28 protein-coding genes are annotated in these 26,237 nt (G+C 33.3%); 16 read left to right on the forward strand and 12 right to left on the reverse strand.

Annotated elements, in window-relative coordinates:
* Positions 1-9 precede the first annotated feature (9 nt).
* From EV144_RS11125 to metG, 8 genes are all read right to left on the reverse strand, one after another.
* Positions 10-702, reverse strand: a complete 693-nt coding sequence (locus EV144_RS11125) for a DUF2461 domain-containing protein (RefSeq protein WP_134148818.1) — start codon at positions 700-702, stop codon at positions 10-12.
* Between the two features lie 350 nt (positions 703-1,052).
* Positions 1,053-1,571 (reverse strand): ferritin, encoded by a 519-nt coding sequence (locus EV144_RS11135; protein WP_134148822.1) that lies wholly within the window; start codon positions 1,569-1,571, stop codon positions 1,053-1,055.
* A 239-nt stretch (positions 1,572-1,810) separates the two neighbouring features.
* Positions 1,811-2,956 (reverse strand): OmpA family protein, encoded by a 1,146-nt coding sequence (locus EV144_RS11140; protein ID WP_134148824.1) that lies wholly within the window; start codon positions 2,954-2,956, stop codon positions 1,811-1,813.
* Positions 2,957-3,142: 186 nt separating this feature from the next.
* Positions 3,143-4,537: a hypothetical protein gene (locus EV144_RS11145; RefSeq protein WP_134148825.1), complete on the reverse strand. Its 1,395-nt coding sequence runs from the start codon at positions 4,535-4,537 to the stop codon at positions 3,143-3,145.
* Between the two features lie 34 nt (positions 4,538-4,571).
* Entirely contained in the window at positions 4,572-5,201 is a 630-nt protein-coding gene (locus EV144_RS11150; protein WP_134148827.1) for a chloramphenicol acetyltransferase, read from the reverse strand.
* Positions 5,201-5,908 (reverse strand): HAD family hydrolase, encoded by a 708-nt coding sequence (locus tag EV144_RS11155; protein WP_134148829.1) that lies wholly within the window; start codon positions 5,906-5,908, stop codon positions 5,201-5,203. The genes EV144_RS11150 and EV144_RS11155 overlap by 1 nt, the downstream gene beginning before the upstream one ends.
* A gap of 190 nt (positions 5,909-6,098) precedes the next feature.
* The gene (locus EV144_RS11160) at positions 6,099-6,983 is read right to left on the reverse strand and encodes a DMT family transporter (RefSeq protein WP_134148830.1); all 885 of its coding nucleotides are present in this window, start codon (positions 6,981-6,983) and stop codon (positions 6,099-6,101) included.
* A gap of 125 nt (positions 6,984-7,108) precedes the next feature.
* Complete coding sequence (metG, locus tag EV144_RS11165; RefSeq protein ID WP_134148833.1) at positions 7,109-9,163, reverse strand: methionine--tRNA ligase; 2,055 nt, start codon at positions 9,161-9,163, stop codon at positions 7,109-7,111.
* 249 nt (positions 9,164-9,412) lie between these two features.
* On the opposite strand from metG, the gene EV144_RS11170 reads away from it, so the two are divergent.
* The 4 genes from EV144_RS11170 to EV144_RS24345 all read left to right on the forward strand — a co-directional run bounded on the left by EV144_RS11170 (position 9,413) and on the right by EV144_RS24345 (position 11,358).
* Positions 9,413-9,613: a hypothetical protein gene (locus EV144_RS11170; RefSeq protein WP_134148835.1), complete on the forward strand. Its 201-nt coding sequence runs from the start codon at positions 9,413-9,415 to the stop codon at positions 9,611-9,613.
* Positions 9,614-9,838: 225 nt separating this feature from the next.
* Complete coding sequence (locus tag EV144_RS11175) at positions 9,839-10,066, forward strand: CDGSH iron-sulfur domain-containing protein (protein WP_095952978.1); 228 nt, start codon at positions 9,839-9,841, stop codon at positions 10,064-10,066.
* Positions 10,067-10,228: 162 nt separating this feature from the next.
* Positions 10,229-10,642 (forward strand): hypothetical protein, encoded by a 414-nt coding sequence (locus EV144_RS24340; protein WP_243854653.1) that lies wholly within the window; start codon positions 10,229-10,231, stop codon positions 10,640-10,642.
* Positions 10,639-11,358: a DinB family protein gene (locus EV144_RS24345; RefSeq protein ID WP_243854654.1), complete on the forward strand. Its 720-nt coding sequence runs from the start codon at positions 10,639-10,641 to the stop codon at positions 11,356-11,358. Before EV144_RS24340 ends, EV144_RS24345 begins: the two co-directional genes overlap by 4 nt.
* A gap of 62 nt (positions 11,359-11,420) precedes the next feature.
* Here the strand turns inward: EV144_RS24345 and EV144_RS11185 are convergent, their stop codons facing one another.
* A complete protein-coding gene (locus EV144_RS11185) occupies positions 11,421-12,626 on the reverse strand; it encodes a dipeptidase (protein ID WP_134148837.1) in 1,206 nt (401 codons plus the stop codon).
* 188 nt (positions 12,627-12,814) lie between these two features.
* On the opposite strand from EV144_RS11185, the gene EV144_RS11190 reads away from it, so the two are divergent.
* Both EV144_RS11190 and EV144_RS11195 read left to right on the forward strand, forming a co-directional pair.
* Positions 12,815-13,381 carry a hypothetical protein gene (locus EV144_RS11190; protein WP_134148839.1) on the forward strand — a complete coding sequence of 189 codons (567 nt, stop codon included), beginning with the start codon at positions 12,815-12,817 and terminating at the stop codon, positions 13,379-13,381.
* A gap of 24 nt (positions 13,382-13,405) precedes the next feature.
* Positions 13,406-14,962 carry a patatin-like phospholipase family protein gene (locus tag EV144_RS11195; protein WP_134148840.1) on the forward strand — a complete coding sequence of 519 codons (1,557 nt, stop codon included), beginning with the start codon at positions 13,406-13,408 and terminating at the stop codon, positions 14,960-14,962.
* A 1-nt stretch (position 14,963) separates the two neighbouring features.
* On the opposite strand, the gene EV144_RS11200 is transcribed toward EV144_RS11195, so the two are convergent.
* Positions 14,964-15,866: a PhzF family phenazine biosynthesis protein gene (locus tag EV144_RS11200; protein ID WP_134148842.1), complete on the reverse strand. Its 903-nt coding sequence runs from the start codon at positions 15,864-15,866 to the stop codon at positions 14,964-14,966.
* 63 nt (positions 15,867-15,929) lie between these two features.
* Complete coding sequence (locus EV144_RS11205) at positions 15,930-16,202, reverse strand: hypothetical protein (protein ID WP_134148843.1); 273 nt, start codon at positions 16,200-16,202, stop codon at positions 15,930-15,932.
* Positions 16,203-16,457: 255 nt separating this feature from the next.
* Here EV144_RS11205 and EV144_RS11210 point away from each other — a divergent pair, with 255 nt between their 5' ends.
* Both EV144_RS11210 and EV144_RS11215 read left to right on the forward strand, forming a co-directional pair.
* A complete protein-coding gene (locus EV144_RS11210) occupies positions 16,458-16,997 on the forward strand; it encodes a hypothetical protein (protein ID WP_134148845.1) in 540 nt (179 codons plus the stop codon).
* A 138-nt stretch (positions 16,998-17,135) separates the two neighbouring features.
* A complete protein-coding gene (locus tag EV144_RS11215; protein ID WP_134148846.1) occupies positions 17,136-17,675 on the forward strand; it encodes a hypothetical protein in 540 nt (179 codons plus the stop codon).
* A 16-nt stretch (positions 17,676-17,691) separates the two neighbouring features.
* Here the strand turns inward: EV144_RS11215 and EV144_RS11220 are convergent, their stop codons facing one another.
* A complete protein-coding gene (locus EV144_RS11220) occupies positions 17,692-18,171 on the reverse strand; it encodes a hypothetical protein (RefSeq protein ID WP_134148848.1) in 480 nt (159 codons plus the stop codon).
* Between the two features lie 307 nt (positions 18,172-18,478).
* Here EV144_RS11220 and serS point away from each other — a divergent pair, with 307 nt between their 5' ends.
* The 8 genes from serS (at position 18,479) to proC (ending at position 26,187) form a co-directional block, all read left to right on the forward strand.
* A complete protein-coding gene (gene serS / locus EV144_RS11225) occupies positions 18,479-19,750 on the forward strand; it encodes a serine--tRNA ligase (RefSeq protein ID WP_134148849.1) in 1,272 nt (423 codons plus the stop codon).
* A gap of 90 nt (positions 19,751-19,840) precedes the next feature.
* Complete coding sequence (gene lgt / locus EV144_RS11230; RefSeq protein ID WP_134148850.1) at positions 19,841-20,683, forward strand: prolipoprotein diacylglyceryl transferase; 843 nt, start codon at positions 19,841-19,843, stop codon at positions 20,681-20,683.
* A 48-nt stretch (positions 20,684-20,731) separates the two neighbouring features.
* A complete protein-coding gene (locus EV144_RS11235; RefSeq protein WP_134148852.1) occupies positions 20,732-22,513 on the forward strand; it encodes a tetratricopeptide repeat protein in 1,782 nt (593 codons plus the stop codon).
* A gap of 88 nt (positions 22,514-22,601) precedes the next feature.
* Positions 22,602-22,913, forward strand: a complete 312-nt coding sequence (locus EV144_RS11240) for a DUF4286 family protein (RefSeq protein WP_134148854.1) — start codon at positions 22,602-22,604, stop codon at positions 22,911-22,913.
* A gap of 25 nt (positions 22,914-22,938) precedes the next feature.
* On the forward strand, positions 22,939-23,127 hold the full coding sequence (locus EV144_RS11245; protein ID WP_134148855.1) for a hypothetical protein: 189 nt from the start codon (positions 22,939-22,941) through the stop codon (positions 23,125-23,127).
* Between the two features lie 51 nt (positions 23,128-23,178).
* A complete protein-coding gene (gene rsmA / locus EV144_RS11250; RefSeq protein ID WP_134148856.1) occupies positions 23,179-23,964 on the forward strand; it encodes a 16S rRNA (adenine(1518)-N(6)/adenine(1519)-N(6))-dimethyltransferase RsmA in 786 nt (261 codons plus the stop codon).
* Positions 23,948-25,297 (forward strand): magnesium transporter, encoded by a 1,350-nt coding sequence (mgtE, locus tag EV144_RS11255; protein WP_134148858.1) that lies wholly within the window; start codon positions 23,948-23,950, stop codon positions 25,295-25,297. Before rsmA ends, mgtE begins: the two co-directional genes overlap by 17 nt.
* Before the next feature lie 113 nt (positions 25,298-25,410).
* A complete protein-coding gene (proC, locus tag EV144_RS11260) occupies positions 25,411-26,187 on the forward strand; it encodes a pyrroline-5-carboxylate reductase (protein ID WP_134148859.1) in 777 nt (258 codons plus the stop codon).
* Positions 26,188-26,237: the final 50 nt, after the last annotated feature.

Raw genomic sequence — 26,237 nt, forward strand, 5'->3', positions numbered from 1 at the left:
TCAAATTGATTATAAAATAGAAGCTCCATTAATATCGGTTGTGAGTACTTCACTCATATAATCAAAAAAGGGTTTCATGTTTTGAAATGTTTCTAAAGCCTGATCCAAAAATAAAGGGCTTAATACTTCTTTATCGGTAAAACGTTTGATAATCAAAAATTGCTTAAAACGAAGCAAATCAATCGCTTCATGATTGATGTCAAATCCTTTTGGTGCAGTTTTGAGTTGTTCGCCTTGCAAAGTTCCAAAAGTACTAACAAAAGATTTTGACTGTAGAATTTCCTGCATTCTTTTTGGGTCGTGAGCAAATTCGCTTCTTATGCGTTTTAAATCTCCGGCATTTGGTCCCCAGAAACCGCCGGCGAGAAAACTATTTCCTTGTTCCAAATGAAAATAATAACCGCCACGTCTTTCTTTTGTTGCGCGGGTATAACTGCCACCCCAAAAAGTTTTAAATGGGGTTTTGTCTTTAGAAAAACGAATGTCACGGTAAATTCTGTAAACGCTTTTTTTGCCCGAAGCTGTTTCTAAAACATCAGTTTTAGAGAGTTCATGAAGCAAAGCGTCTGCAAAAGTTTCAATATGATTTAATTCTTTTAAGTATTCAGGTTTATTATTTTCAAACCAGGGTTTATTGTTGTTTGCTTTAAGTTGCTGCAAAAAATCCAGACTGGATTTGGGTATAGTGATGTTGTTTTTCATAATTAAAAATTGAATCGTAAGTTAAGAAGACGACTCCAATTAAAACTAAAAACCCACCAAAATTTTGGTGGGTTTTTTATATATTATTTAAGCGGTTTTTTTCAATAAATCGAACATAGGACAACGCGAACAACGTTTCTTTTCGCTTTTTTTAAATTTCTCACAGCAAGAAGACTTGCAGTTATCCATTTTTTTAAGCTTATCAAGGATTTCCTGATTCTTTTTTTTCTTCTTCTTGTCCTTGTCTTTGACCTTATCTTTCTTGCACACTTTTCATCTCAATTATAAAACTGAGACAAATATATACTAAAAATGTTATTTTTATATATTCTAAATAAACTTTAACTTTTTTATTTAGGATTGATTGCGATTGAACTTGTAACCGTTAATTGCTGAATATCACGATCAAACAAGTAAAGTCCACCTTTATCATCTCCAATCAAATTGATTTTATCAAGGATAGATTTAGCTGTCGCTTCTTCTTCGATTTGTTCTGATACATACCATTGTAAGAAATTATGTGTTGCATAATCTTTTTCAGAAAAAGTAATGTGTACCAATTCGTTGATAGATTCTGAAACAAAAATTTCATGATTATAAAGCGCTTCAAACATTTCTTTAAATGTAGAATAAGAAGTTTTAGGTGCTTTTAGATCTGTAATCTGAGCGTGTCCTCCGCGTTCGTTTACATACTTAACTAATTTAAGCATGTGTGCACGCTCTTCGTCTGATTGTGTGTACATAAATTGAGCGATTCCTTCTAATCCGTGTACTTCAGCCCAACAAGCCATAGAAAGGTAAGTTTGCGAAGATTCTGCCTCTATGCGAATTTGTTTGTTTAAAGCTGTTTCAATATTTTTTGATAGCATAATAGTGTCTTTTTTGTAAAATTAAGAAAAAATCAGCAATTAAGAAATTCTACATTCATCTTGAGAGCAATTCAGATTCAGACTAAATATAGCATCTGTTTGTTTTTGAGATAATAAGCATCCAAATTTTTATAATAAGGGAAAATTTTTTCTAAAGAAAATAGGATATAAAGGCAGTTATAATGCAAAAAAAGCCCTAAATATTTCATTTAGGGCTTTTAGTACTAATTCAGAAGTTTTTATTTCACTTTAAAAGTAACTCTTCTTGCTAATCTTCTAGCTTCTTCAGATTCTTTTGCAATACTCATGTCTGCTCCCTGAGCTACAACATTAATTCTAGAGGATGCAATACCCGCTTTCTCTAAAATAGTTTTTACATTGTTTGCTCTTGCAAGAGATAATTTATCATTGTATTGTGATTGACCACCAACCTGATCAGCATATCCAATCAAATCAACAGATGCAGATGGATTGTTTTTCAAGTAAGTTAAAACAACATCTAAAGCTGCAGTTGATGTTTCAGCTGGAGTAGATTTATTAAAATCAAAATAAACACTAAAGTATTTATCATTGATCATGTTTTTAATCAAATCTTTTTCAGCTGGTGCCGGAGCATTTACTTGTTTTTCTACAATAGTTGGTTTTTGTTCAGATATAGTTTTAACCTTAGCTGTAAGATCGCTAACTTGATTTTCTAATGCAGCAACATCAGCATTGTTTGAAATAACTACCCAGTCAGCATGTTTTTCATGTTTTCCTAAGTAAACATTTAAACCTACAGTTCCGTTAAAAAGCAATCCAGAGAAACCTCTGTTGTTTGTCGCACCATTACCGTCAAAAGTACGGTCTTGATATGCGTTAGCAATAGTTGTAATATCTCCTGTTAAAGCGATTCTGTCAGTCAATCTAATTTGTCCTGTTAAACCAGCCATTAAATTACCAACCCAGTCTTTAGTGTTTAGATCGCTGTTGTCTAATCTTCCAACACCAAAACCTGCATGTCCTAATAAACCAAAAGTTTTGGTCCAGGTTTCAAAATTCATGATTCTTCCTAAGTTAGCTACAGCTTGCAAATCTGCTCTGTAGTATTTAGAATCAAAATTAAGAGAACTGTTTTTTTGTTCGGTTAAGCTATTGTATCCAACATCAGCTTTTAAACCGAATTTGTTGTTTAACATATATCTTACCCCTAAATCAACAGTAAACGGACTGATTCTGTCTGTGTAATATGAGTTTGAAGTAAATGGACGTTGAGGTTTGTTAAAACCACCGCCAAGATCAACTGACCATTTGTTGTATTGGTCACCTACGTTTTCTGTTTTTTCCTGAGCATGTAAAGCAGTAAAACTTACTGTAATTGCCAAGATAGCCACAATCTTTTTCATTGTTATTTGAGATTTTAAATTTTCGTCAAAAAAACAACGTATTGTAAGAATTATCGTCCGCTAGAAGTTATAAATACAACAGAATAAGACAGCGGTGCAATGTGGGGAAGAAATTATGTGTTAAGTATTTAGTATTTAGAATTTTAATGTTTTTAACTTTTCAAAAATTAACTTATTTGAACTCATTTAGTTATATCCATCAGTAAACTTTCGCATTACATATTGCTTTAAAAGAGAATCATAGTATCCGAGTATACTATAGTTTGTAAGCTTTAAAATGTTTTGCTGTTTTATTTCTTTATGATTGTCAATAAAATAATAGATTTTGTCAGTAGCAAGTGGCTCTTGATCTTTACGGGTTGTTTCTAAATTTTTGTTTAGAATACTTTCAAAAAATGCACTTTCTATATAGGAACTTTCATAATCATCACCAGGATAACTATTAAAGTTATTATCTGCGGTAAAAAAATTTTCACTATCATTCCAGGAAGAATAATGAGTGCTGATTCCTCCAATGGTTAAAAAAAGATTTTTTCTGTTTTTGAATACAGATAAGCCAATATCAGAAAATGATAATTGTTTTAGAAATTTAGCTGTATTCTTTACTTTTCGGGGTTTCAAATTCTCTTTTTGAATAAGCAATGGAGAATTTTTAAAACCGATAGTGTCTTTCTTCACGACGGTAAAGTTTTTAATCAATTCGCCGGAATTAAAATCTTTGATGTCTAATAATAGCTGATCTGAATTTGCACTAAGCTGATAAAGTTTGTTTTCATGATAAAATGAATTAGAAGATTTTGCGCTATTTTCGGTCGTTGGCGGTATAAATTCTCTTTCTTTTATTTCAAGATTTTCAATATTAATGTCAAAAAACTGTGTTTTTCCAGGATTATGATCTAATGTTAAGATCAAGCGATTTGGCAATGTATAAAGTTTGGTTTTGGCAATAGCTTTATACAATTCGTTGTATTCGCCAGAATCCATTTTTCGAATTGGATATTGTCTCAAAATCTGATTGAATGTAACTTTTCGTATTTTTTGATCCAGAAAAGTAAAAGGTGAAAAATCAAGGAATTTTTCTTGAACCGTTCCGTTGTTAAAAACAAACAATGTAAGTCCTTGTTTATCTTCGTTTTGCATCAACAGATAAAAAGCATTGTCTTTTTTATACTGTGTAACCAATAATTGGTTGTCAGGAAAATCAAATTTTAATGCTTTTGAAGTTTTGGTTTCCAGATAATATTTAATAATAATGATATTTTTACTTGCAGGTGAAAGCCAGTATAAAGTCGGATTTCCGTCCTCGCCAAAACTGTAACCCATTAAGATTTTGCTCTCACTATATTTTCGGGTTTCGGTAAATTGATCTTTTAAGAATAATGCACTATTGTACTTTAAGATTGTAAAATTCTCGGGAGAAGCAATGAAAGCAAATACGTCGTGGGTGACTGTATTTTCTGCATTAACAATTTGAGATTGCCCTTCTTGATTGTTTAGATCTAAAGGATAAGAAGTTAATACTGTTTGACTTAATAAAACAGTATTGCAAAATACAGCCAGTAAAAAGTAAATTTGTTTCATATATTTTTACGGACAAAAATCATTCCATTAATTTCTAATTATCCATTAGTTCCTGAAAGTAATCTACAAACTTTCCTAAATGTAAACCGTCCATTAAACCATGATGTACATAAACAGCCATAGATATGGTTCTTTTTCCAGATTCTGAAACCATCATTTTGCCGAAAGAAACTTTAGGACAGCTGTCTGGATAACTAAAACTGCGCGCATGTGTAAGCGAGGTGAAATTTAACCACGGAATTGCCGAAAAATGTATGACATTATCATCTTTAAATTCTCGGGTAAAAAGCCCGGTTGTATGTTGAATTCGCTCAATTTCTGCTAAAGCATTTTGTTCAAAAACCTTAAAATCTGCATTATATTCAATCAATGAAAACCCGAAGGTACCATCTTCACGGCCAATTGTTGCCGAAACATCTATTCGGTCGTTAATGAATATTTGATCTTTGTCAATTCTATATTTGAAGTTTTCTATTGTATTTACTGCTGTTAACGTCTTATGGAGATAATAAATAAAGAAAGAAGCTTTCAGACTTTTAGCATTTTGATATGCTTTTGTACAGTCAATTTCTACAGTTGCGCCAAAAAACGGCTCTTCCATTTGTTTGAAATGCGCAAAATGCTCTTTTCTGTTCCAGTTTTCTAAATCTAAAAGTGTTTTCATTATAATAAATTATTTACCACTTCGGTAATTTTTTCGAATGAACTAAAATGTTCGTGTTCGACTTTATGACTAATTTTTTCGTGCTCCCAAGTAGTGTGAAACGGAATGTGAACGGCATATCCTCCAATTTCTAAAACAGGCAGAACATCTGATTTTAAAGAATTTCCGATCATTAAAAATTCGCTTGGCTGAATGTCTAAACGACCTAGTAATTTCTGGTAATCAATTTCTTGTTTGTCTGACATTACCTCGATATGGTGAAAATAATGACCCAATCCAGAACGATGCAATTTGCTGTGCTGGTCTTTTAAATCGCCTTTTGTCGCAACAACCAATTTGTATTTTCCGTGAAGCGCTTGTAAAGTTTCTTCAACTCCGTCTAAAAGTTCGATTGGTTTTTCAAGTAATTCTTTTCCGTATTTGATGATTTTTTGAATCACTTCAACCGGAATTGTATTGTTGGAAATATTCATTGCGGCTTCAATCATTGACAAAATATAGCCTTTGATTCCGTAACCGTATAACGATAAATTTTCAATTTCAATTTTGAATAATTCCTGCGAAATACCCTGATGCGAAAGATAATCTTCCATCAAAGCACAAAATTTATGTTCGGTTTCCTGAAAGTACGGCTCGTTTACAAATAAAGTATCATCGGCATCAAATGCAATTACTTTTAAGTTTGGAATTTTGCTTTTATGTAACATAAGTTTTTTGTTTCAAGTTTGTTTTTGTTTCAGGTTTCAGGTTTTTTGCCACGAATCACACGAATTGGGAACTAATTTTTAATCAGCTTAAATCTTTATAAATCTGCGTGAAACTTTTTTGCCACAGATTAAATGATTAATAAGATCTTTTAGCTAAAATAAAAAGAATCAGCCTAAATCTGCGAGCAAATTATTTAGCAAATAATCTTTTCAATGAAATTGTTTTATCGTAAAAAGTAATTCTGATTCCGAAAAGTAAAATGATACCGCCGAAAACCATTTGTAAAGTTATTTGTTCTTCTAAAAACAACCAAGCTAATATTGAAGTAATTACAGCCTGACTTAATAAACTCAGCGAAACCCTTGTCGCACGCATGTGTTGTGTCGCATAACTTATAGACAACCAAGCACATAATTGGCAAATTACAGCCTGAAGCAGCAATACAAACCAACCGGTATTTGAAAATCCTGTGAAAGGCTGATCCAGACTATAACACAGAATTCCTAAATAAATGCTTGAAGCGGTTAAGCTAATTGTCATAAAAGTTAAAACATCAACTTGAGATAAAACATTTTTGCTGACCAAAAGATAAATCGAATATAAGATTCCAGAAAGAACAGCAAAAAGAAAAGCTTTGTCAAAATTCAATTTCATAAAAAAGCTGAAACCAACCAAAGTTATCATTCCGAAAAGCGCAACCACAGTTCCAATCCAGAAATTCGTCGCCGGTTTTGATTTTAAAAACAGAAAAGAACCAATTCCAACCCAAAGTGGCGATAGATTAGTTAATAACGAAGCCTGAGTCGCGCTTGATTCCTGAATAGCGATATTCCAAACCGCAACATCAGAAGAAAATAAAATACCGCATAAAACTGCCAAAAGAGTAAATTTTAATGTTGGAATTTTAAAGCTTCTTGTAATCAGAACATACGGAAGAAGCAATGTCACCGCAAAAAACATTCGGTAAAAAGCAGAAATTAATCCTGGCGCTAACTTCAATTTTACCAAGATTGGGAATATTGAAATACAAAGTATTCCAGCAATGAGGGCAAGTCTTGGTTTGGTAATTTTCATTTTTTCATTTATTAGCTTAACTGATTTTTTCAAACTTAATTAGTTAAGTATTATTTTAAAAGCAAATTGCGTGAATCAATTAAAAATGTTAATCGATTCACGCAATTTTATAAGATTATAAAACGTTAGTTCACCGTTTCACCATTAGGAGCATCAGCATCCGGATTAATGAAAACCAATTTACCTTCGGCATTTGTTGTCATTAAAATCATACCTTGACTTTCAACACCACGTAAAGCTCTTGGCGCTAAGTTAGCCAATACAGAAACACGTTTTCCGATAATTTCTTCTGGTGAAAAGCTTTCTGCAATTCCAGAAACAATCGTACGAACATCAATTCCAGTGTCAACTTTTAAAACTAATAGTTTGTTTGCTTTTGGCATTTTTTCAGCTTCCAAAATAGTTCCAACACGAATATCCATTTTAGCGAAATCTTCAAACTGAATTAATTCTTTTTGAGGTTCCGGTTGTTTGCTTTCTGCAAGATTGGCTGTTTTTGTAGCTTCCAATTTATCTATTTGTTTTTGTATTTCTTCGTCTTCTATTTTTGCGAAAAGCAATTCTGCTTCGCCAATTTTGTGGTTTTCAGGGAATAAATTCCAATCTTCAAAATCCAAATTCCAATTTAGGTCTTTAATATTTAAGATTCTTGACAATTTATTTGCTGTAAAAGGCAAGAAAGGTTCAGCCAAAACGCTCAACGCAGCAGCAATTTGTAAGGCCACATACATTTGAGTTTTTACACGTTCCGGATTGTCTTTCATTACTTTCCAAGGCTCTTCGTCAGCAAGATATTTATTTCCTAAACGAGCAACATTCATCAATTCGCCCAAAGCTTCACGGAATCTGTAACGCTCTACAGAACTTGCAATTACCGCTGGATACGCTTTAAGTTCGTTTAAAGTATTTTCGTCAATTTCTGTAAATTCATTTGGCGTTGGAATAACGCCTTCGTAATATTTGTTCGTTAAAACAACTACACGATTAATGAAATTTCCAAAAACAGCAACCAATTCATTGTTGTTTCTCGCTTGGAAATCTTTCCATGTAAAATCATTATCTTTTGTTTCCGGAGCATTAGATGTCAAAGCATAACGCAAAACATCTTGTTTCTCTGGAAAATCCTCTAAATATTCGTGTAACCAAACTGCCCAGTTTTTAGAAGTCGAAAGTTTGTTTCCTTCTAAATTCAAAAACTCATTTGCAGGCACGTTGTCCGGTAAAATGTAGCTTCCTTCAGCTTTAAGCATTGCCGGGAAAATGATACAGTGAAAAACAATATTGTCTTTTCCGATAAAGTGAACCAATTTCGTGTCTTCATCTTTCCAATACGGTTCCCAGTCTTTTCCTTCGCGCGCTGCCCATTCTTTCGTAGAAGAAATATATCCGATAGGAGCATCAAACCAAACGTATAATTTTTTTCCTTCGGCACCTTCAACCGGAACATCAATTCCCCAATCAAGGTCACGAGTTACGGCGCGAGGTTCTAATCCGGCATCAATCCAGGATTTAACTTGTCCGTAAACATTCGTTTTCCAGTCGTTTTTATGTCCGACTAAAATCCATTCTGTCAGGAAATCTGTATATCTGTCTAAAGGTAAAAACCAGTGTTTTGTTTCTTTAAGAATCGGAGTTTCACCAGTGATTGTAGATTTTGGATTAATCAAATCGGTTGCGTTCAAAGTAGAACCACAGTTTTCGCATTGATCTCCGTAAGCTCCGTCATGACCACATTTTGGGCAAGTCCCAACCACAAAACGATCTGCTAAAAACTGATTTGCTTTTGCATCGTACAATTGCTCTGTAACTTCTTCAATAAAATCGCCTTTATCATACAAAGTTTTAAAGAATTCAGAAGCCGTATCGTGATGAATTTTAGCAGAAGTTCTAGAATAGTTATTAAAAGAAATTCCGAAATCAGAGAATGATTTTCTGATGATTCCGTCGTATTTATCAATAACTTCCTGTGGTGTAATTCCTTCTTTTTTTGCTTTCATAGAGATTGCAACACCGTGTTCGTCGCTTCCGCAAATAAACGCAACGTCTTTTCCCTGCAAACGTAAATATCTCGAATAAATATCTGCCGGCACGTAAACCCCCGCCAAATGCCCAATATGAATAGGTCCGTTGGTGTAAGGCAATGCTGCCGTGATAGTATATCTTTTTGGATTCTGTATCATAACTCAATTTTATTGCTGCAAAAATAAGCAATAGAATCGAGATTTTAGTATTCCGCTTACATTCGCTGATAAAACAACGGGATTAGATATTTTTTAATCTCGTAAAGTAGAGAAGAAGTAAAGTTTTTATTTTACGCAGATTTTAAAAGATTTAAGCTGATTTTGCAGATAATTTAATAAAGGAAAATCAATTTAAATCTGTCATAATCTGTAAAATCTGCGTGAAAAATAAAACCCCTATATTTGCAAATGCAATTAATAAAGATTAGAAATCATGGCAAAAGGACCGAAAAAAACACCAAAAACAAGGCTTTGCATACCAAATTGCTAAATCGAAAAAAAGCTAAAATTCAAGAAGAAAAAAGAGAAAGAGCATTGCGTTTGAAAGCTTTAGTTGCCAAAATGAACCAGCAGAAAAAGGATAATGAATCTGATAAGGATAACGAATAAAAATTTTCTCCCGCAGATTTAGCAGATTAAGGGGATTTTTAAAGTGTAGTTGATATCAGCCAAATCAGCTAAATCTACGAGAAAAAGAACTTATAAAATCTCCGTATTAACTTTGCGAATCTTTTCGAAACAACTCATTAAAATAGAACCAGTTTAAACTACGCTCTGCATCCCTAAATAAAAAGATAATTCACAATCTTTGCACCCAAAAACAAAGCAAATTTTATGAGCAAGACAAAACTTATTATCAATAAAAACGGATCAATCAAAATAGAAGGTGATTTTGAAATCATGGATCCAGAAGGAGTTCTTTACGGATTACAAGGAAGAGCAGCATTAGGACTTTGCCGTTGCGGATTATCTGCAAACAAACCTTTCTGCGATGGTGGACACCGTAATAATTTCGAACACGATTCTGTCGCATTTGATTTACCACCAATGAAAACGAACTAAATTTTTTAGTTATAAAATACAAAAGCCACATTTTAATGAATGTGGCTTTTTTTATTATTAAACAATTGATTTGGAATAATATACATTCTAATTTTTAATTAAAATAAGTTAATTCTTAAAAAACAATTCTATATTTACAGTGTTAATCCTAAAGAATAAAACGTGAATAAGATTATTACCTTATGCTTGTTTTTAAGTTTTACTTTGATTCAGGCGCAAACACAGAAGGTCATTTCTAGTGACTGGACTTCTTTTAATCAAACAATTGACATTCAAACTAAAGTCAAGAAAAAATTTAAAGTCATTGCTTCAGTTAAATTAGAAACCACAGAACCAAAATCCTGGGCAGGTGTCTGGGCAAGAGTCGATACCAAAAACGAAGAAGAAGGTTTTTTTGATAATATGCAGGATAGACCAATAAAATCAAAAGAATGGAATTCTTATACAATCGAAGGGACTATTGATGAAAACAGTAAATCATTAAGTTTTGGGGGTTTGTGTTTGTTTAATGGAAAATTCTATTTTGATAAATTTGAATTACTTATAGAAAATGAAAAAGGTGTTTTGAACCTTTGACAGTTTTAAACTCAAGTTTTGAAGTTCCGGTAAAAAATGGAGAGATTCCTAAATGGAATTTTGGTACTTCTAAAGAATCAATTGTAAAAGTTAAAGAATATAAAGTTACCTCAGACAAATCGAGTACTGATGGAAAATGGAGTGTGATGCTTGAAGGAAATGGTATAAAACCAAGAGCAGAAGCAAAAATTGGAGGAGTAGAAGGAGCTTCGCCAAAGATTGGCGATATGATTTCGATGCTTGAAGATCTTAAAGCGCGTGTTGAAAGGACAGTTAAAAACATGAGCCAGTATGAAATTGATTATCTGCACGATGAACAGGCAAACCGAATTGGAGCCTTAGTAATGCATTTGGCCGCAGCCGAAAAATATTATCAGGTATTTACTTTTGAAAACCGAGATTTTAATGAAGAAGAAAAGAAAATATGGAACAACGCTTTAAACTTAGATCAAGGAGGTCGTGATGAATTTAAAGGACATCCTATTCAATATTATCTAGACATATATAATGAAGTAAGAGCAAAAACTATTGAAGAGCTAAAGAAAAGAGATGATGCCTGGTTTGCAGAAGTTCAATTAAAATATGATATGACAAATCAATATTGCTGGTTTCATGTAATGGAACACCAATCGAGTCATTTAGGGCAGATTTTGTTTTTGAAAAAACGTATTCCGCCGGAACAAAAGCAAAAATTTGAGCAAGAGCTTAAAAAATAGAGAATTAAAAAAAGCTGCATTTTTATAAATGCAGCTTTTTTGTTTGTTATTTTCTCTAAAAATTAATGTCCTTTTGTAGCAGCATCAAAAACTCTTAAGAAGTTACCACCCCCAATTTTTCCAATTTCGTCTTCGTTAAAACCTACTTTTAGTAAAGCTTCAACAACGACATAATAGAAACCTTCTTTTTGACCCTGCCAGGCTTCGTTGGTACCACCGCCCATTTTATTAGGTTTACCGCCGTGTTTCTCTTTATCATTGCTTTTTTCGCCTCCCTCACGGTGTTCGTCTGGTTTATGATTTAAACTTTCTGGAGATCTATACGGCGGAGTCAATTTGGTATCTGTTCCAATCGCAACATGATCGATTCCAACAACATCGACCATTGCTTTGATATTTTCTGCATATTCTAAAGGAGAATCTGCAAGATGAGTCCAAACGCCAATAACACCACCGGTATTAGCAACTATTTTAGCTTGTTCTTTACTAATTAATCTCGGGCGCATCATTTTAGACATAAATTCATTTTGCCCTAAACGGGTATCAAGTCCAGTGTGCGAAATCAAAACAGGCTTGTTGGTTACTTTTAATGCTGCATTTACCATATCATTAGTTCCATGCGAAAGATCGACCAAAATACCAAGTCGATTACATTCTTTAATAACTTCAACGCCAAAAGGGGTTAATCCGCCAAATTGTACAGGATTTGTAAAAACATCACCCAAAGGAACAGAAGCATCATTATCATGAAGTAAGGTTAAATGTCGCAACCCTCTTTTGTAAGCAACTTCAAGCCGATCTAGTTTTCCTTCAAGAAAATGTGCACCTTCCACAGATTGAATTACGGTTGGCTGTTGTTTTTTATGAGCTGATTCAATGTCGAACAGATTTAAAGAACGCTTCATGTTATTGCTTTCAAGCGCTTTGTCCATTGCAGTTAATCCGTTTAGGAAACGATCGTATGCCTGACCTTCAGTGGTGAGTTTTTGATAATCAACAGCAAAAGTCATACAGATTGCCGATAAACCTGATTTTTTCATTTCGCCAATCAGATCAATTTTAGGGCCGGGAAGTTCGAGAGTATTTAATGGTACATCAATATGATTGTGCGTATCAATTCCGATAGTTTTGGCAACAATTGCTGCAATTCGCGGATCGTAAATTTCCGCTGCCCAAGTAATCATTGGATTTAACATTGCTAATGTACCAGCGCCAGTGAGCGTGTACATAAATTTTCGGCGTGACCATTCCTGTGGAGATTTTTCCATAAAATTTCAAATTTCTAAATTGTTAATGACTTCGATTTTCTTGTAGAATCAGCCGTTGCCCGTATATAAGAATCAGTTAAAAGCATTTGGTTTAAATTTAATTTGTTAAAAGTTAAAAATAAATCGCAAGTATTTCTTATTCAATAAATTAATTTAATTTTAATGAAATAAAAAGTAGAGGGATTTTTATGGAAGAATTTACTCATATCAAATCGATTATCGGAATTATTCTTGGACTGGGTTTAACGCATCTCATCAAAGGATCTGTGGTTTTTATTCAGCATCCGGGACGGAAAAAGCCTTATTATGTCCACGCACTTTGGGTATTTTATGTTTTTATGCTCATCATTCATTTTTGGTGGTGGGAGTTTAATCTCAAACTCATTACAGAATGGTATTTTGCCGATTATTTTTTTATAATCTGTTATATTCTCATTTTTTATCTTTTATGCGCACTTTTATACCCAGATGATCTCAATGATTATACAGGTTATGAAGACTATTTTTATTCTAGAAAAAAATGGTTCTTTGCCATTCTTGCTATAAGTTTTGCAGCAGATCTGATAGACACGGCGATAAAAGGAGGGAATTATTTTTTATATAATCAGGGAGAATATTATGTTCGAATTATCAGCCATATTATTTTGTGTTTTGCGGCGATAAAAGTGCACAATAAAACTTTTCATACCGTGTTAGTATTACTGTTTATTGTTTATGAACTTTCGTATATTTTGAGATTATTTAATGTAGAATAAAACACCAATTTAATTGTGCGTCAAATGGGACACAAAAAGCTTCATATCGTTTTCTTTTTTCTTGCTTTTGCGGGTAGCGGAATTTCTCAAAACAAAATCAATCTTTTCTCAGAAATCAATTATAATTCTATTCCGGCCGTAGCTTTAAACGAATACAAATCGGTTCAGGAGCGTGACAGCAGATTTCAAAACCCAAATATTGCATTGGGAGTTGGAATTTCTGGTGGCGGATCGAGAGCGCAGTTTTTTAGTATGGGCGTTCTTTTAGGATTAGAAGAAATTCAGGAAAATAATACGCAACGCAATTTTTTAAACGAAGTCGATTATTTTTCTACCGTTTCCGGAGGTTGTTATTCTGCCGGATATTATTTAACAATTCTAAAAAACAAATTACAACACGATAACTGTAGTTTCAATGAATTTTACTTTTCTAAAGCAGATGCGTTTAAATCTGATGTAAATAAATCGGCAACTTTATTTTCTCTTCTCAATAATAGCAGAAACGAAAAAGGCGAAAAAGTCTCTATGACACAGCGATTGGATTTAGAAGTTTTGCAATACGACAGCACAAATCCTGAAAACCCGGATAAGTTTAATACTCAAATGCTGTTGTCTGATTTTTTTATTCCTAAAGAAAGCAGCAAAAATCCTCAATTGCCAATAATGGTTGCCAACGGAACGGCTTATAACAATGGCGAGCGATTTCCGTTTATGCCTCATGTTATAAGGGCATTAAAGATCAATTCGTCTTTGGCTCCAAATAAAGCAGATCTTCCGCTTGACGGGAATCAGATTAATAATGGTTATGATTTTCCGCTGACGTATGCTATTACGGCGAGTTCTGCTTTTCCTGGTGTGTTGCCAAAAACAAAATTCGGAATCAAAAATCAAGATAAAATATTATGTGTTATAGATGGCGGTGCTTCTGATAATACGGGATATGAAACTTTATTAGAACTGCTTAACAAAGATTCTAGAGTTGATAATAAAAATAAAAAAGCACTTTTTATTGATTGTTTAGGACAAGGAAAGAAGGCACCTTTTATTAATGATGAAAAAATCAGGCTGCTTTCTTTATTAGAAACAGCTTCATTATATACTGTTCAAACACGATATATTACTTTTGAAAGGGATGTTGAAAATGTTTTGGAACGATATAAAATTCCAACTTCCAATTATCAGGTTATTGGTTTTACAACGCTGCGAGATCATTTATTAAAACTAAAGAAAGATCAGGATTATGAGAATCTGGTTTTGCAATTAAAAAACACCGATGACGACGAAAGCAGCTGGCTTAAACTTCACAATGATTTTAAAGCCAAATTGGTTGCAAAGTTTGGGGCTGAAAGTTTTAAAAAAGACAAAAACAGCGAAGTGATTCTCTCAAGTTTAAGCAAAGAAAAGTTTCCGGATTTTGGCGCAAGCGAGCTTTTGATTTTATACGAATATGCCTCTCACGTAGAAACAAAACTAAAAACAACACCAGAAGAAAAAGAAATGTTATTGCTTTCAGGACGTTTCGCCGTGTTTTTAAAAACAAACGAATTAAAAGAATTGCTGGTTGAACACAAAGGATTTTAATCTAAATATAAAGTTCACCGCGCATTGTAATAACAGACATTCCGCCTACCAAAACATCGCGGTCACGATTCATTACTTCAATTACAGAAGGCTGGTTTAATTTGACACCCTGAAGAATTTTATATTCTTTATTAGATTGTGCATATCTGTTTTTTGTTAAAAAACCGATTAATGGCCCAGCCGCAGTACCCGTTGCAGGATCTTCTTCTATACCAATTATTGGATTAAAAAAACGTGCTTCAACAATATGATCCTCATTTTCATCCGCAATTGCAAAACAATAGAATCCTTCAAAATGATATTCTTTTGAAATTTCGATCAGCAGTTTATTATCCGGAATACATTCATTTAGTAATTTGCTATTTCTTACCGGAACCATTGTATGCGCAACTTCTGTCTGAACTACAGTTGGAATAAGCATGTCGATTTCTAAATCTTCGATTTTAAAACCGAGAGCAATCGCTATTTTATAAGTTGGTATTTGTTGTTTTACAAGCGCTGATTTTTGATGCATCTGCACAATAGGATAATTAGTGTCGGGATCAAAACGCACTGTTACCGGTATGGGCGAATGTTTCATTATGACATAACGATTGTTTTCATTTTGTGCATCAAAAATGGGCATCTTTTTTAATAATGCACCGCAGACCGCACCCAATAAATTGTGTCCGGCACCATCGATTTCAAAACCTATCGGAGTGAAAGAACGCACATTTAATGCTTTTTGTTTTTGAGAATAATAAACAAAGGAGGTTTCAGAATAGCCAAATTCTTTGGCAATATTTTGATAAACTTCTAATTCTAAATCACCATCTGTAAAAACTACAGACAAAGGATTGCCTTTGTAACTGGTGTGTGAGAACACATCTAAAACGTAATATTCTAATGTTATCCTTTCGCTCATTAACGCTCTTTTTTAAATATAGATTTCTTGAGAATAACATCTTACTTGTTGAATTTTAAAAGTTTACAAGTTTGCTATTGCTCTAATAATCCATAAAAGTACTACAAATAACAGAAAATAAAGCTGTACTTTGTTGACTTTTTCATTTCCGAGCTGCCGAACCAAAATTCTATCAATTAGTATGGCTATAGAAACCGGAATTAAACCGAAGAGAATATAAATTCCTAATAAGCCATCTTCTGCTGAGTTTCCAGTAATTAAGATTATGGCGTAAATAGTACCGGCGATAATTGATAAAATTCCTAATACAAACAATAGGGTAAGGTTCTTTAGCATAATGGTTCGTCTATTTTGAAAATTATTTTTGGTTGTTAGTTTATAAAAATCCAAATTATATTTGTACGATTCTATTTATTAACAGATATGGGTTTTTATAAAAGGTTGCGTTTAGATTTATAATTTGAATAACTACTTTATACATAAACTGCAGTTTTTCATTTACATAAGAATAAATTTAAAGAAAAGAAATCACCTGTGGGTTTTTGTAGTAAAAAACTTTATGTTTGCATTTGATATAAAAAAGCCATTTTAATGAAAAATTTAAAAAAAATCCTGTTTTTTGCCATTGCCATTTTCGCATTAACCTTATTCTCATCATGCAGTGCAGATAATTTTCCGAAAGGAGATGATCCAAATGAAGTTTCAAATGAAAACCCAGACGACAATCCGATTGAAGTTCCGGGCGGGAATGAAACACAGACTGATTTTATTAAATTTAAATATAATGGAACTTCTTACTCTTTCGATCCTTCATTCTCAACTTCATTGACTATGGATCTGTCAGGATATACAGGGATAGATGATACTTATAAAAGAGTTGCTTTATGGATGCCATTAAAACCAACAATTGGAAGCCATCCTGTAGTTTTTGATTTGTCGCATCTTGAAACAACATATCAGGCAAGTTTTTCTTTTTTGCCAGAAATTAACAACGCTAATGCAACAGCAGGAACAATTAATATTACGCTTCTTACCAAAGAAAGGATTGAAGGTACATTTAGTTTTTCAGGAATGCAAAACGGTAAAAACTTTAGCGTTACAGATGGTAGTTTTAGTATTGAAAAATTTTAATTGAAGATTTTAAATAAACATAAAAAAAGCAGTAAACGAGAGTTACTGCTTTTTTTATTTGAGGTTAAAACACCAACTATTTCTTTTGTATATTATTTTACCCGAAATTTGCATCAAACTCATTAAATCAAACTCAAAATGGAATTCGGAAGAATCATAATTTCAGAAACCGCGGCAAACAGCGAAAATCCTCAGGACATTATTAATTCTAATATTTCTGTGATAAATCTAATGCGCGAGGAAAAAATCGACGACGATTTGATTCATGAAGATGCATTAATGAGTTATTATTTAGATTACTACACTTCAAAATATACCGAAGGCAACTTCTCAAAATTTGTTTACGATTCTAAATGGAATAAAGAACTAAACGAATTAATCGAAGAAGGTTTAGCATTAATTGGTGCCGAAAAGCATTTAGAGCTTTTTCAGGCGCAGGCCAAAAGAGTTCGTTTACTAAGCAGCGTTAAAATTGATAAATTCCTAAAAGGAAAATACGAAGGCGTAAACCCAACAAGAGACTTGCTAAACAATGATACTTTCTTTGAATTAGAAGAGAATCTTGCAGCACTAAATGCCGATTTTCTAAAATCACATCCCGATACCGAAGTACTTTCGGTAGACGAAATGTTTGCGGCTTTAGAAGAATTTGTTGGGCACGAAATCAAAAGAGCATAATAGGAGTTTCCTGCTATTATCGCAATTCGGCATTATTAGATTCGGCATATTCAACCTGAATTTCTTTAATTGATTCGTCAAGCTCAAGTAGACTAGACAAAACTCCTTTTAGCATTATTGCAGCTTTAGGTTCACTGTCTTTCTTTGTCAAAATATCGATATTAGCTTCTAAACCATCCATAGAATTTAAAGCAGTAGAAAACATCTCTAACATTTTTTGTCTTAAACCTTTATCATTAAGAGGAAGTAAATCCTCCACAGGTTTTTGTGCTTCAATTAGCTTTTTTCGGGTTGCATCAATCACCTTCAGCAATTGTTTTTTTGATTCTGGTTTTCCAATTAAATCTAAACTGCCGCTTAAGAATTCATTAGTAGCTTCAAAAAGTAGTTTGTGGGCATCAACGATAGTGTCGTTATAACTTCGTGTATTAGATTGATTACAACCTGTAAACATTACAGATGCAAAAAATAGAATTAAGAGTAGTTTTCTTTTCATAGGTTTAATCTTTGTAAAATTGGTTAATGAACAAATGTATCGATTTGATTTTGAGAGCAAATATTTTTAATATAATTTTTTTGAAAATAATTTGTATCGAAATAATTAAGAAAGAAAGTTTCATTTCGATCTAGTATTTCATCTGGAAAAATTGCCGTTTATATTTAAAAACAATAACAAATACAATTTTTTTAAGATCATTTAGAATAATTAAACTTTCCGTAGTAAACTTTGTCCGAATCTTAACAAACATTTCCTTAAATTTGCTTCCATTATAAAAAAATACAATAGTTACAAAAATCAAGCTATGTTACAAATCGCATTTATTAGAGAAAATCAGGAGAAAGTAATCAAGGCTTTAGCAAAACGAAATATCGATGCTAAAAGCGTTGTTGAAGAAGTGGTGCAATTAGATGAAAACCGTCGCGCTGCGCAGGTAGAATTAGACAATACTTTATCAGAATCTAATAAATTATCCAAAGATATAGGCGAATTAATGAAAGCCGGAGAGAAATCTAAAGCTGCAATCTTAAAAGAAAAAACAGTTTCATTAAAAGAAAAAAGCAAAGAATTGAGCGAAAAAGCAGAAGCTTTGGCTGCTGAATTGACCAATAAATTATACACATTACCAAATCTTCCGGCAGATATTGTTCCCGAAGGAAAAACGCCAGACGACAATCTAAACGTTTTTGAAGAAGGAGATATTCCGGTTTTGCATGAAGGTGCACAACCGCATTGGGAATTGGTAAAAAAATACGACATCATCGATTTTGAATTGGGTGTAAAAATTACAGGCGCAGGTTTTCCGGTTTATAAAGGAAAAGGTGCTCGTTTACAGCGTGCGTTAATCAATTATTTTTTAGATAAAAATGCTGCTGCAGGTTATAATGAAGTACAAGTGCCTCATTTGGTAAACGAAGCTTCAGGTTACGGAACAGGACAATTGCCAGACAAAGAAGGACAAATGTATCATTCTACAATTGATGATTTATATTTGATTCCAACTGCTGAGGTTCCGGTTACGAATTTGTTTCGTGATGTAATTTTAAACGAAAGCGAACTGCCAGTATTACATACAGCTTATACGCCATGTTTCCGTCGTGAAGCAGGTTCTTACGGCGCGCACGTTCGCGGATTAAACCGTTTACACCAATTTGATAAAGTAGAAATTGTTCGTATCGAGCACCCAGATAATTCATATGCTGCGCTTGACGGAATGGTGGAGCATGTTAAAAATATTTTGCAAGAATTGAAATTGCCATACAGAATTTTACGTCTTTGTGGTGGCGATATGGGTTTCACATCTGCTTTGACATATGATTTTGAAGTATTTTCTACAGCGCAGGATCGTTGGTTAGAAATTAGTTCAGTTTCTAACTTTGAAACTTTTCAGGCAAATCGCTTGAAATTACGTTTCAGAGACAAAGACGGAAAAAACCAATTGGCTCACACACTTAATGGAAGTTCATTAGCATTGCCAAGAGTTTTGGCTGGAATTTTAGAAAACTACCAAACTCCGGAAGGAATCGTAATTCCAGAAGTTTTACGTCCGTACTGTGGATTTGATATTATAAATTAAGTTTTAAAACTTAGGGATTAACCTAACAGGTTTTAAAAGCCTGTTAGGTTTTCTTAATTTTAAGCAAGAAAGAAATTAAAAAGGAACGAGATGAGTGCAATAGTAAACTGGAATGTAGATCCTGTTATTTTTATGATAACAGATAGTTTTCCTCTAAAATATTATGGCGCTCTTTTTGCTATCGGATTGCTGCTGGGCTATTACATTCTAAGAAAAATCTACAAAAAAGAGCATCAATCACTCGAAAATCTGGATAGTTTACTGGTTTATGTAATTGTCGGAACAATTTTAGGTGCAAGATTGGGACATTGTTTGTTCTACGAACCGGATTATTTTTTTAAACATCCAATTGAAATATTACTTCCAATTCAGAAAATTGCAGGAACTTATCAATTTGTTGGATATTCGGGTTTAGCAAGTCACGGCGGAACCATTGGCGTTTTGATTGCTATCATTTTATATTGTAGAAAATTTAAAGTTCAATTGTTTTGGCTTTTAGACAGAATGGCTGTTGGAGTTCCTGTTTCCGGCGCTTTTATTAGATTTGGAAATTTTATGAATTCTGAAATTTATGGAAAACCAACCAACGGAAATTGGGGCGTTGTTTTTCAAAGAGACGATCTGATTCCGAGGCATCCTACACAATTATACGAAGCATTTGCTTACTTATTGATTTGTGGAATTTTATATTTTATGTACAAATCTGAATCAATTAGAAAATCACAAGGATTAATTTTCGGATGTTTCTTAACTTTATTGTTTCTCGCCAGATTTATTATTGAATTTTTTAAGGAAAATCAGGAAAGTTTTGAAGATAATATGATCATAAATATGGGACAAATTTTAAGTATTCCCTTTATTTTAATTGGTTTAGCTTTGATTGTCTGGAAATCCAGAGCAAATAATAACACGTTGAATATTGATAATGTATAATTAATCAGCTAATTGCGATTGAATAAATACCACTTTAAAAACTGAAATATGAAAAACATCTTTATCTATATCGTTTTGTTGTGGTCTACTTTTGCATTAGCTCAAAACGAGCAACTGGCTCAATATTACTACGATAAAGGCGATTTTGAAAAAGCTAAAATCAGTTACGAACAGCTTTTAAACGCTTCGCCATCCAATACACAATATTTTTTACGAACTGTCGATTGTTATCAGCAGTTACAGCAATTTGATATTGCACAAAAAGCAATTCAGGAAAGATATAATAGATACAAACAAGGCGTTTTTTTAGTTGAATTGGGATATAACTTTCAATTGCAAAAAAACGAAGCCAAAGCCAAAAGTTACTACGAGCAGGCAATAGTTAAAATCAAAGAAAATCCAAATGACGTTTACGGAATCGGAAATTCTTTTGAGAAAAAAGTATTGTTGGAATATGCTTTAAAAGCGTATCAGACAGCAATGGAAATGCAGCCGAATTACAATTTCAATTTCCAAATCGGAATGTTGTACGGTCAGTTAGGAAAAACCGATCAGATGATTGATCTTCTGTTGACCGAATCGTATACGAATCAACAAAATTCAAATTTAATTCAAACACAATTATCTCGTTTCATGAATGGAGAAACAGATAATACTGCTTTTAAAGATGCGATGCGAAAAGCATTAATCCTGAGAACTCAAAAAGATCAGGATGTATTTTGGAATCATTATTTGAGTTGGTTTTATGTACAACAGAAAGAATTTGGTAAAGCATTTATTCAGGAAAAGGCCATTTACAAAAGAGAACCAGAATCGTTGATGAGCATTGTAAATCTTAGTCAATTTGCATTGAATGAAGATGACACCGAAACAGCAACAGAAATCCTGAATTTTATTCTTCTTAATACCAAAGATTTAGATTTGCTGATTCAGTCAAACGCACGTTTGATGGAGATTAAAATTGCAAAAGCACAAGAAAAAGATTATCCGGCAATTAATACTGAATTGCAACAATTGCTGGTAACCTATGAAATCTCGCCTTTTACCTTATCTTTGCAAATAATACAAGCGCACTTTCTGGCTTTTAATTTAAAAAAACCAGATGAAGGCAAGGAAATTATAAAAAAAGCGCTGGATCTTAATCTAAATGATTATCAAAGGGCAGATGCTAAGATGGAACTGGGAGATATTTTACTTTTAGAAGAAAAATTCAATCAGGCGCTGATTTATTATTCGCAGATTCAATTGGATCTAAAGAATGATGTCATGTCGCACGAAGCAAGCCTAAAAGCAGCAAAAACAAGTTATTATAAAACAGATTTTGAGTGGGCTTTAAAACAATTCAAAGAATTAAAGTCGGCAAACACACAATTGATTGCCAACGATGCTTTGGAATATTTTTTATTGATAAATGATAATACAGTTGCAGATTCAACACAAACAGCCTTAAAGCAATTTGCAAAAGGCGATTTTCTAATTTATCAAAACAAGAAAACCGAAGCTATAGCTCAGTTTCAGAGTATTTTGAAGAATTTTAAAGGACAGGAAATAGAAGCTGTTACAATGTTGCGTTTAGGAAAAATATACGAAAGTCAAAAAGATTTTGCTTCGGCTTTAAGTCAATACCAGCAGATCATTGACAATCATAGCGACGGAATTTATGTAGATGAAGCGTTGTTCTTTTCTGCAGAAATTTACAACGACGAATTAAAAGATGTAGAAAAGGCGAAGCCTTTATACGAAAAAGTAATATTCAATCATCAGGACAGTATTTACTTTGTTGATGCAAGAAAAAAATACCGCGAGTTAAGAGGAGATAAAAATTTGTAAAAAAATAAATTCCAAATTTTAAATCTCAAATTCCAAAGAGAAAGAGCTTAGAAACTTAGACTCTCAGAACCTTAGAACCTTAAAAAAAATGATTATTTTCAACGTTACCACAAACATACACGAAAGCGTTCATGACCAATGGTTAAAATGGATGCAGGAAAAACATATACCAGAAATACTGGCAACTCAAAAATTCTCTTCAGCACGAATTGTGAAAGTTTTGGTAGAAGAAGAAATGGGCGGCATTACATATTCCGTTCAATATACAACTGATAATAAAGATACTTTAGAGAAATATTATCTTGAAGATCAACCTAAATTCGATAGAGAAGCATTAGAATTATTTGCTGATAAGATGCTTTCGTTCAGAACGGAGTTAGAAGTTATTTCTGAGCATTAGTATTTAACTTAAATTATTCATCATCATGGAAATTAGATTTCAAACCAAAGAAGAAAGTAATAGACAACAGCAAGAAGATTTTCTTAAGTTATCTGGAGCAGAACGATTTTACAGTTTTTTGAGGTTATGTGAAAGAGTAAGCAAATTTCCTGTAAAGAATAAAATAAATAAAAATGAAGGTAATTTCTTGATTGTAATAAAAGAAAGAAAATAGACCTTTGTGCCTTAGCGCCTTTGTGGCATTAAAGCAAACAAATAAAGAATAATGGAAAAAGTAAAAGCCAAAAAACATTTAGGACAGCATTTCTTAAAAGATGAAAGTATTGCAAAAGCAATTGCAGATACTTTGAGCTTAAAAGGATATGAGGAGGTTTTAGAAATAGGACCAGGAATGGGTGTGCTTACTAAATATTTGCTTGATAAGCCTGTTAATACGCACGTGATTGAGATTGACACAGAATCTGTGGTGTATTTGGGTGAAAATTATCCAAAATTAAAAGATAAGATTATCTCTCAGGATTTCCTGAAATACAATATCAATGAAGTTTACGAAAACAAACAATTCGCAATAATTGGAAACTTTCCATACAATATTTCGACACAAATTGTTTTTAGAACTTTAGAGTTTAAACACCAGATTCCTGAGTTTTCGGGAATGTTTCAAAAAGAAGTTGCAGAACGAATCTGCGAGAAAAAAGGCTCAAAAGCTTATGGAATCTTATCCGTTTTAGCCCAGGCTTTCTATGATACAGAGTATTTGTTTACTGTAGACGAAAATGTTTTTATTCCTCCGCCCAAGGTGAAGTCGGGTGTGATGAAAATGACCCGAAAGGAAGATTATAGTCTTCCTTGTGGTGAAAAGTTATTTTTTACGGTTGTAAAAACGGCTTTTCAGCAGAGAAGAAAAACATTACGTAACAGTTTGAAAACATTAAATTTATCAGATAAACTGCGAGAAGACACTATCTTTGATCTTCGACCTGAACAGCTTAGCGTTGATGAATTTATTGTTTTGACTCAAAAAATAGAAGCCGATGGAGTTCAAAGTTAGCAAAGAATTAATCCAACAATTAGAAGAGCATATTGTAAATAAAAACGACAAGGAACTTGAAGTTTTATTAAACGATCTGCACCATGCCGATATTGCCGAAATCCTGGATGAACTGGATTTTGACGAGGCAACTTACATCTTCAAAGTTCTGGATAGTGATAAAACCGCAGAAATTCTTCTAGAATTAGAAGATGATTTGCGTGAAAATATCTTAAGTCGTCTTTCACCAAAAGAAATTGCAGAAGAGCTTGATGAGCTGGAAACCAATGACGCGGCAGATATTATAGCTGAACTTTCGCAAGAAATCAAAGCAGAAGTAATCTCGGAACTGATTGACGTTGAACACGCCAAAGACATTGTAGAATTATTGCGTTACGACGAAAATTCTGCCGGTGGTTTGATGGGTAAGGAACTTGTAAAAGTCAATGAAAACTGGAATGTGCTTACTTGCGTGAAAGAGATGCGTATTCAGGCAGAAAATGTATCAAGAGTGCATTCTATTTATGTTGTTGATGACGAAAACCGCTTAAAAGGAAGATTATCATTAAAAGATTTATTGACGACTTCTACCAAAACACAAATCAGCGATATCTATATTCGAAAGTTAAATTTTGTAAACGTAGATACTGAAGATGTTGAGGTAGCACGTATCATGCAGAAATACGATTTGGAAGCCATTCCTGTTGTAGATGAATTAGGCCGTTTAGTCGGAAGAATTACAATTGATGATATCGTAGACGTAATCAAAGATGAAGCCGATAAAGATTATCAATTAGCGGCGGGTATTACACAAGACATTGAAACTAACGACAGCGTTCTAGAGTTAACAAAAGCACGTTTACCATGGCTTTTAATCGGAATGGTAATAGAAATTGTGGCTTCATTTGTATTGAAAGATAACGAAAGTGCATTCCAAAAATATTCAACCTTAATTATTTTTGTGCCTTTGCTTTCGGCAACAGCAGGAAATATTGGAGTTCAGGCATCTGCGATCGTTGTACAGGGTTTGGCAAACGGAACTTTAAAAGAATTCAGCCGCAGCTATTTTAGTAAAGAAATTACCGTTTCTATGATTTCGGGAACTATAATTTCATTGCTTCTTTTAGGATATCATTCTTTAATGTACGGACAATATTTAGTTGGAATTGCGATTTCAATCTCAATGATTGTAGTAATTTTATTCGCAGCAACTTTAGGAACTCTGGTACCGCTTTTTCTTCATAAAAACAAAATAGACCCTGCAATTGCAACAGGTCCGTTTATCACTACAACCAATGACGTTTTTGGTATTATGCTCTACTTTGGAGTTGCCAAAATGATTTTAGGGTTTTAGATTTTTGCCACAAATTCATTTATTATAGTGATTATAAATCTATAAAATCGGTGTAATTTGTGGCGGAAAATATATGCTGTTTCTCAGCCTAAAATAAATTAAAACCAACCAAGATGAAAGTACACATTATTGGAGGAGGAAACCTTGGGGTTTCTATTGCCTTGGGAATTGCTAAATTCTCGAAAAACAACCAAGTTACAGTAACGAGAAGAAACACAGCAAGTATTCAGTATTTAGCTGAATACGGAATTACGGTTTCTTCAGACAACAAACATAATATTCAAGAAGCTGATGTAGTGATTTTAACCATAAAACCGTATCAGGTAGATACTGTTTTGGGAGAAATTCTACCAGTGATCCAAAACAAAACAATTGCTTCTGCAGTAAGCGGTTTGTCTTTAGAAGCACTTCAAACAAAAACAAATAACGCTTATCCAGTTATCAGAATTATGCCAAATATCGCGGCACAGTTTGGAGAATCAGCAACTTGTATTTCTTTCCCTGAAAAAGACAGAGAAAAAGCACTGCCAATTGTTGATTTATTTCAAGACTTAGGAACTGCTCCTGTAATTGACGAAAAATTGATGGATGCAGCAACTGTTTTAGGTGCGTGCGGTACTGCTTATGCATTACGTTATATTCGTGCGTCTATGCAGGCAGGAATTGAGATCGGATTCGATTCTCAAACTGCTTTGGCAATAGCAGCACAAACCGTAAAAGGAGCGGCTAAAATGCTTTTAGAAGAAAGAGTACATCCGGAACAATTAATAGACCGCGTTACAACACCACAAGGCTGTACAATCGTTGGTTTGAACGAAATGGAACACAATGGTTTCAGTTCTTCTTTGATCAAAGGAATAAAAACTTCTTTGAAACAGATTAAAGGATAAAATTTAAATTTCAATATTTTTAAATTCCAAATTCCAATTTTTATGTTGGA

This window comes from Flavobacterium sp. 270 (genome assembly GCF_004368785.1).
Classification (GTDB): Bacteria; Bacteroidota; Bacteroidia; order Flavobacteriales; family Flavobacteriaceae; genus Flavobacterium.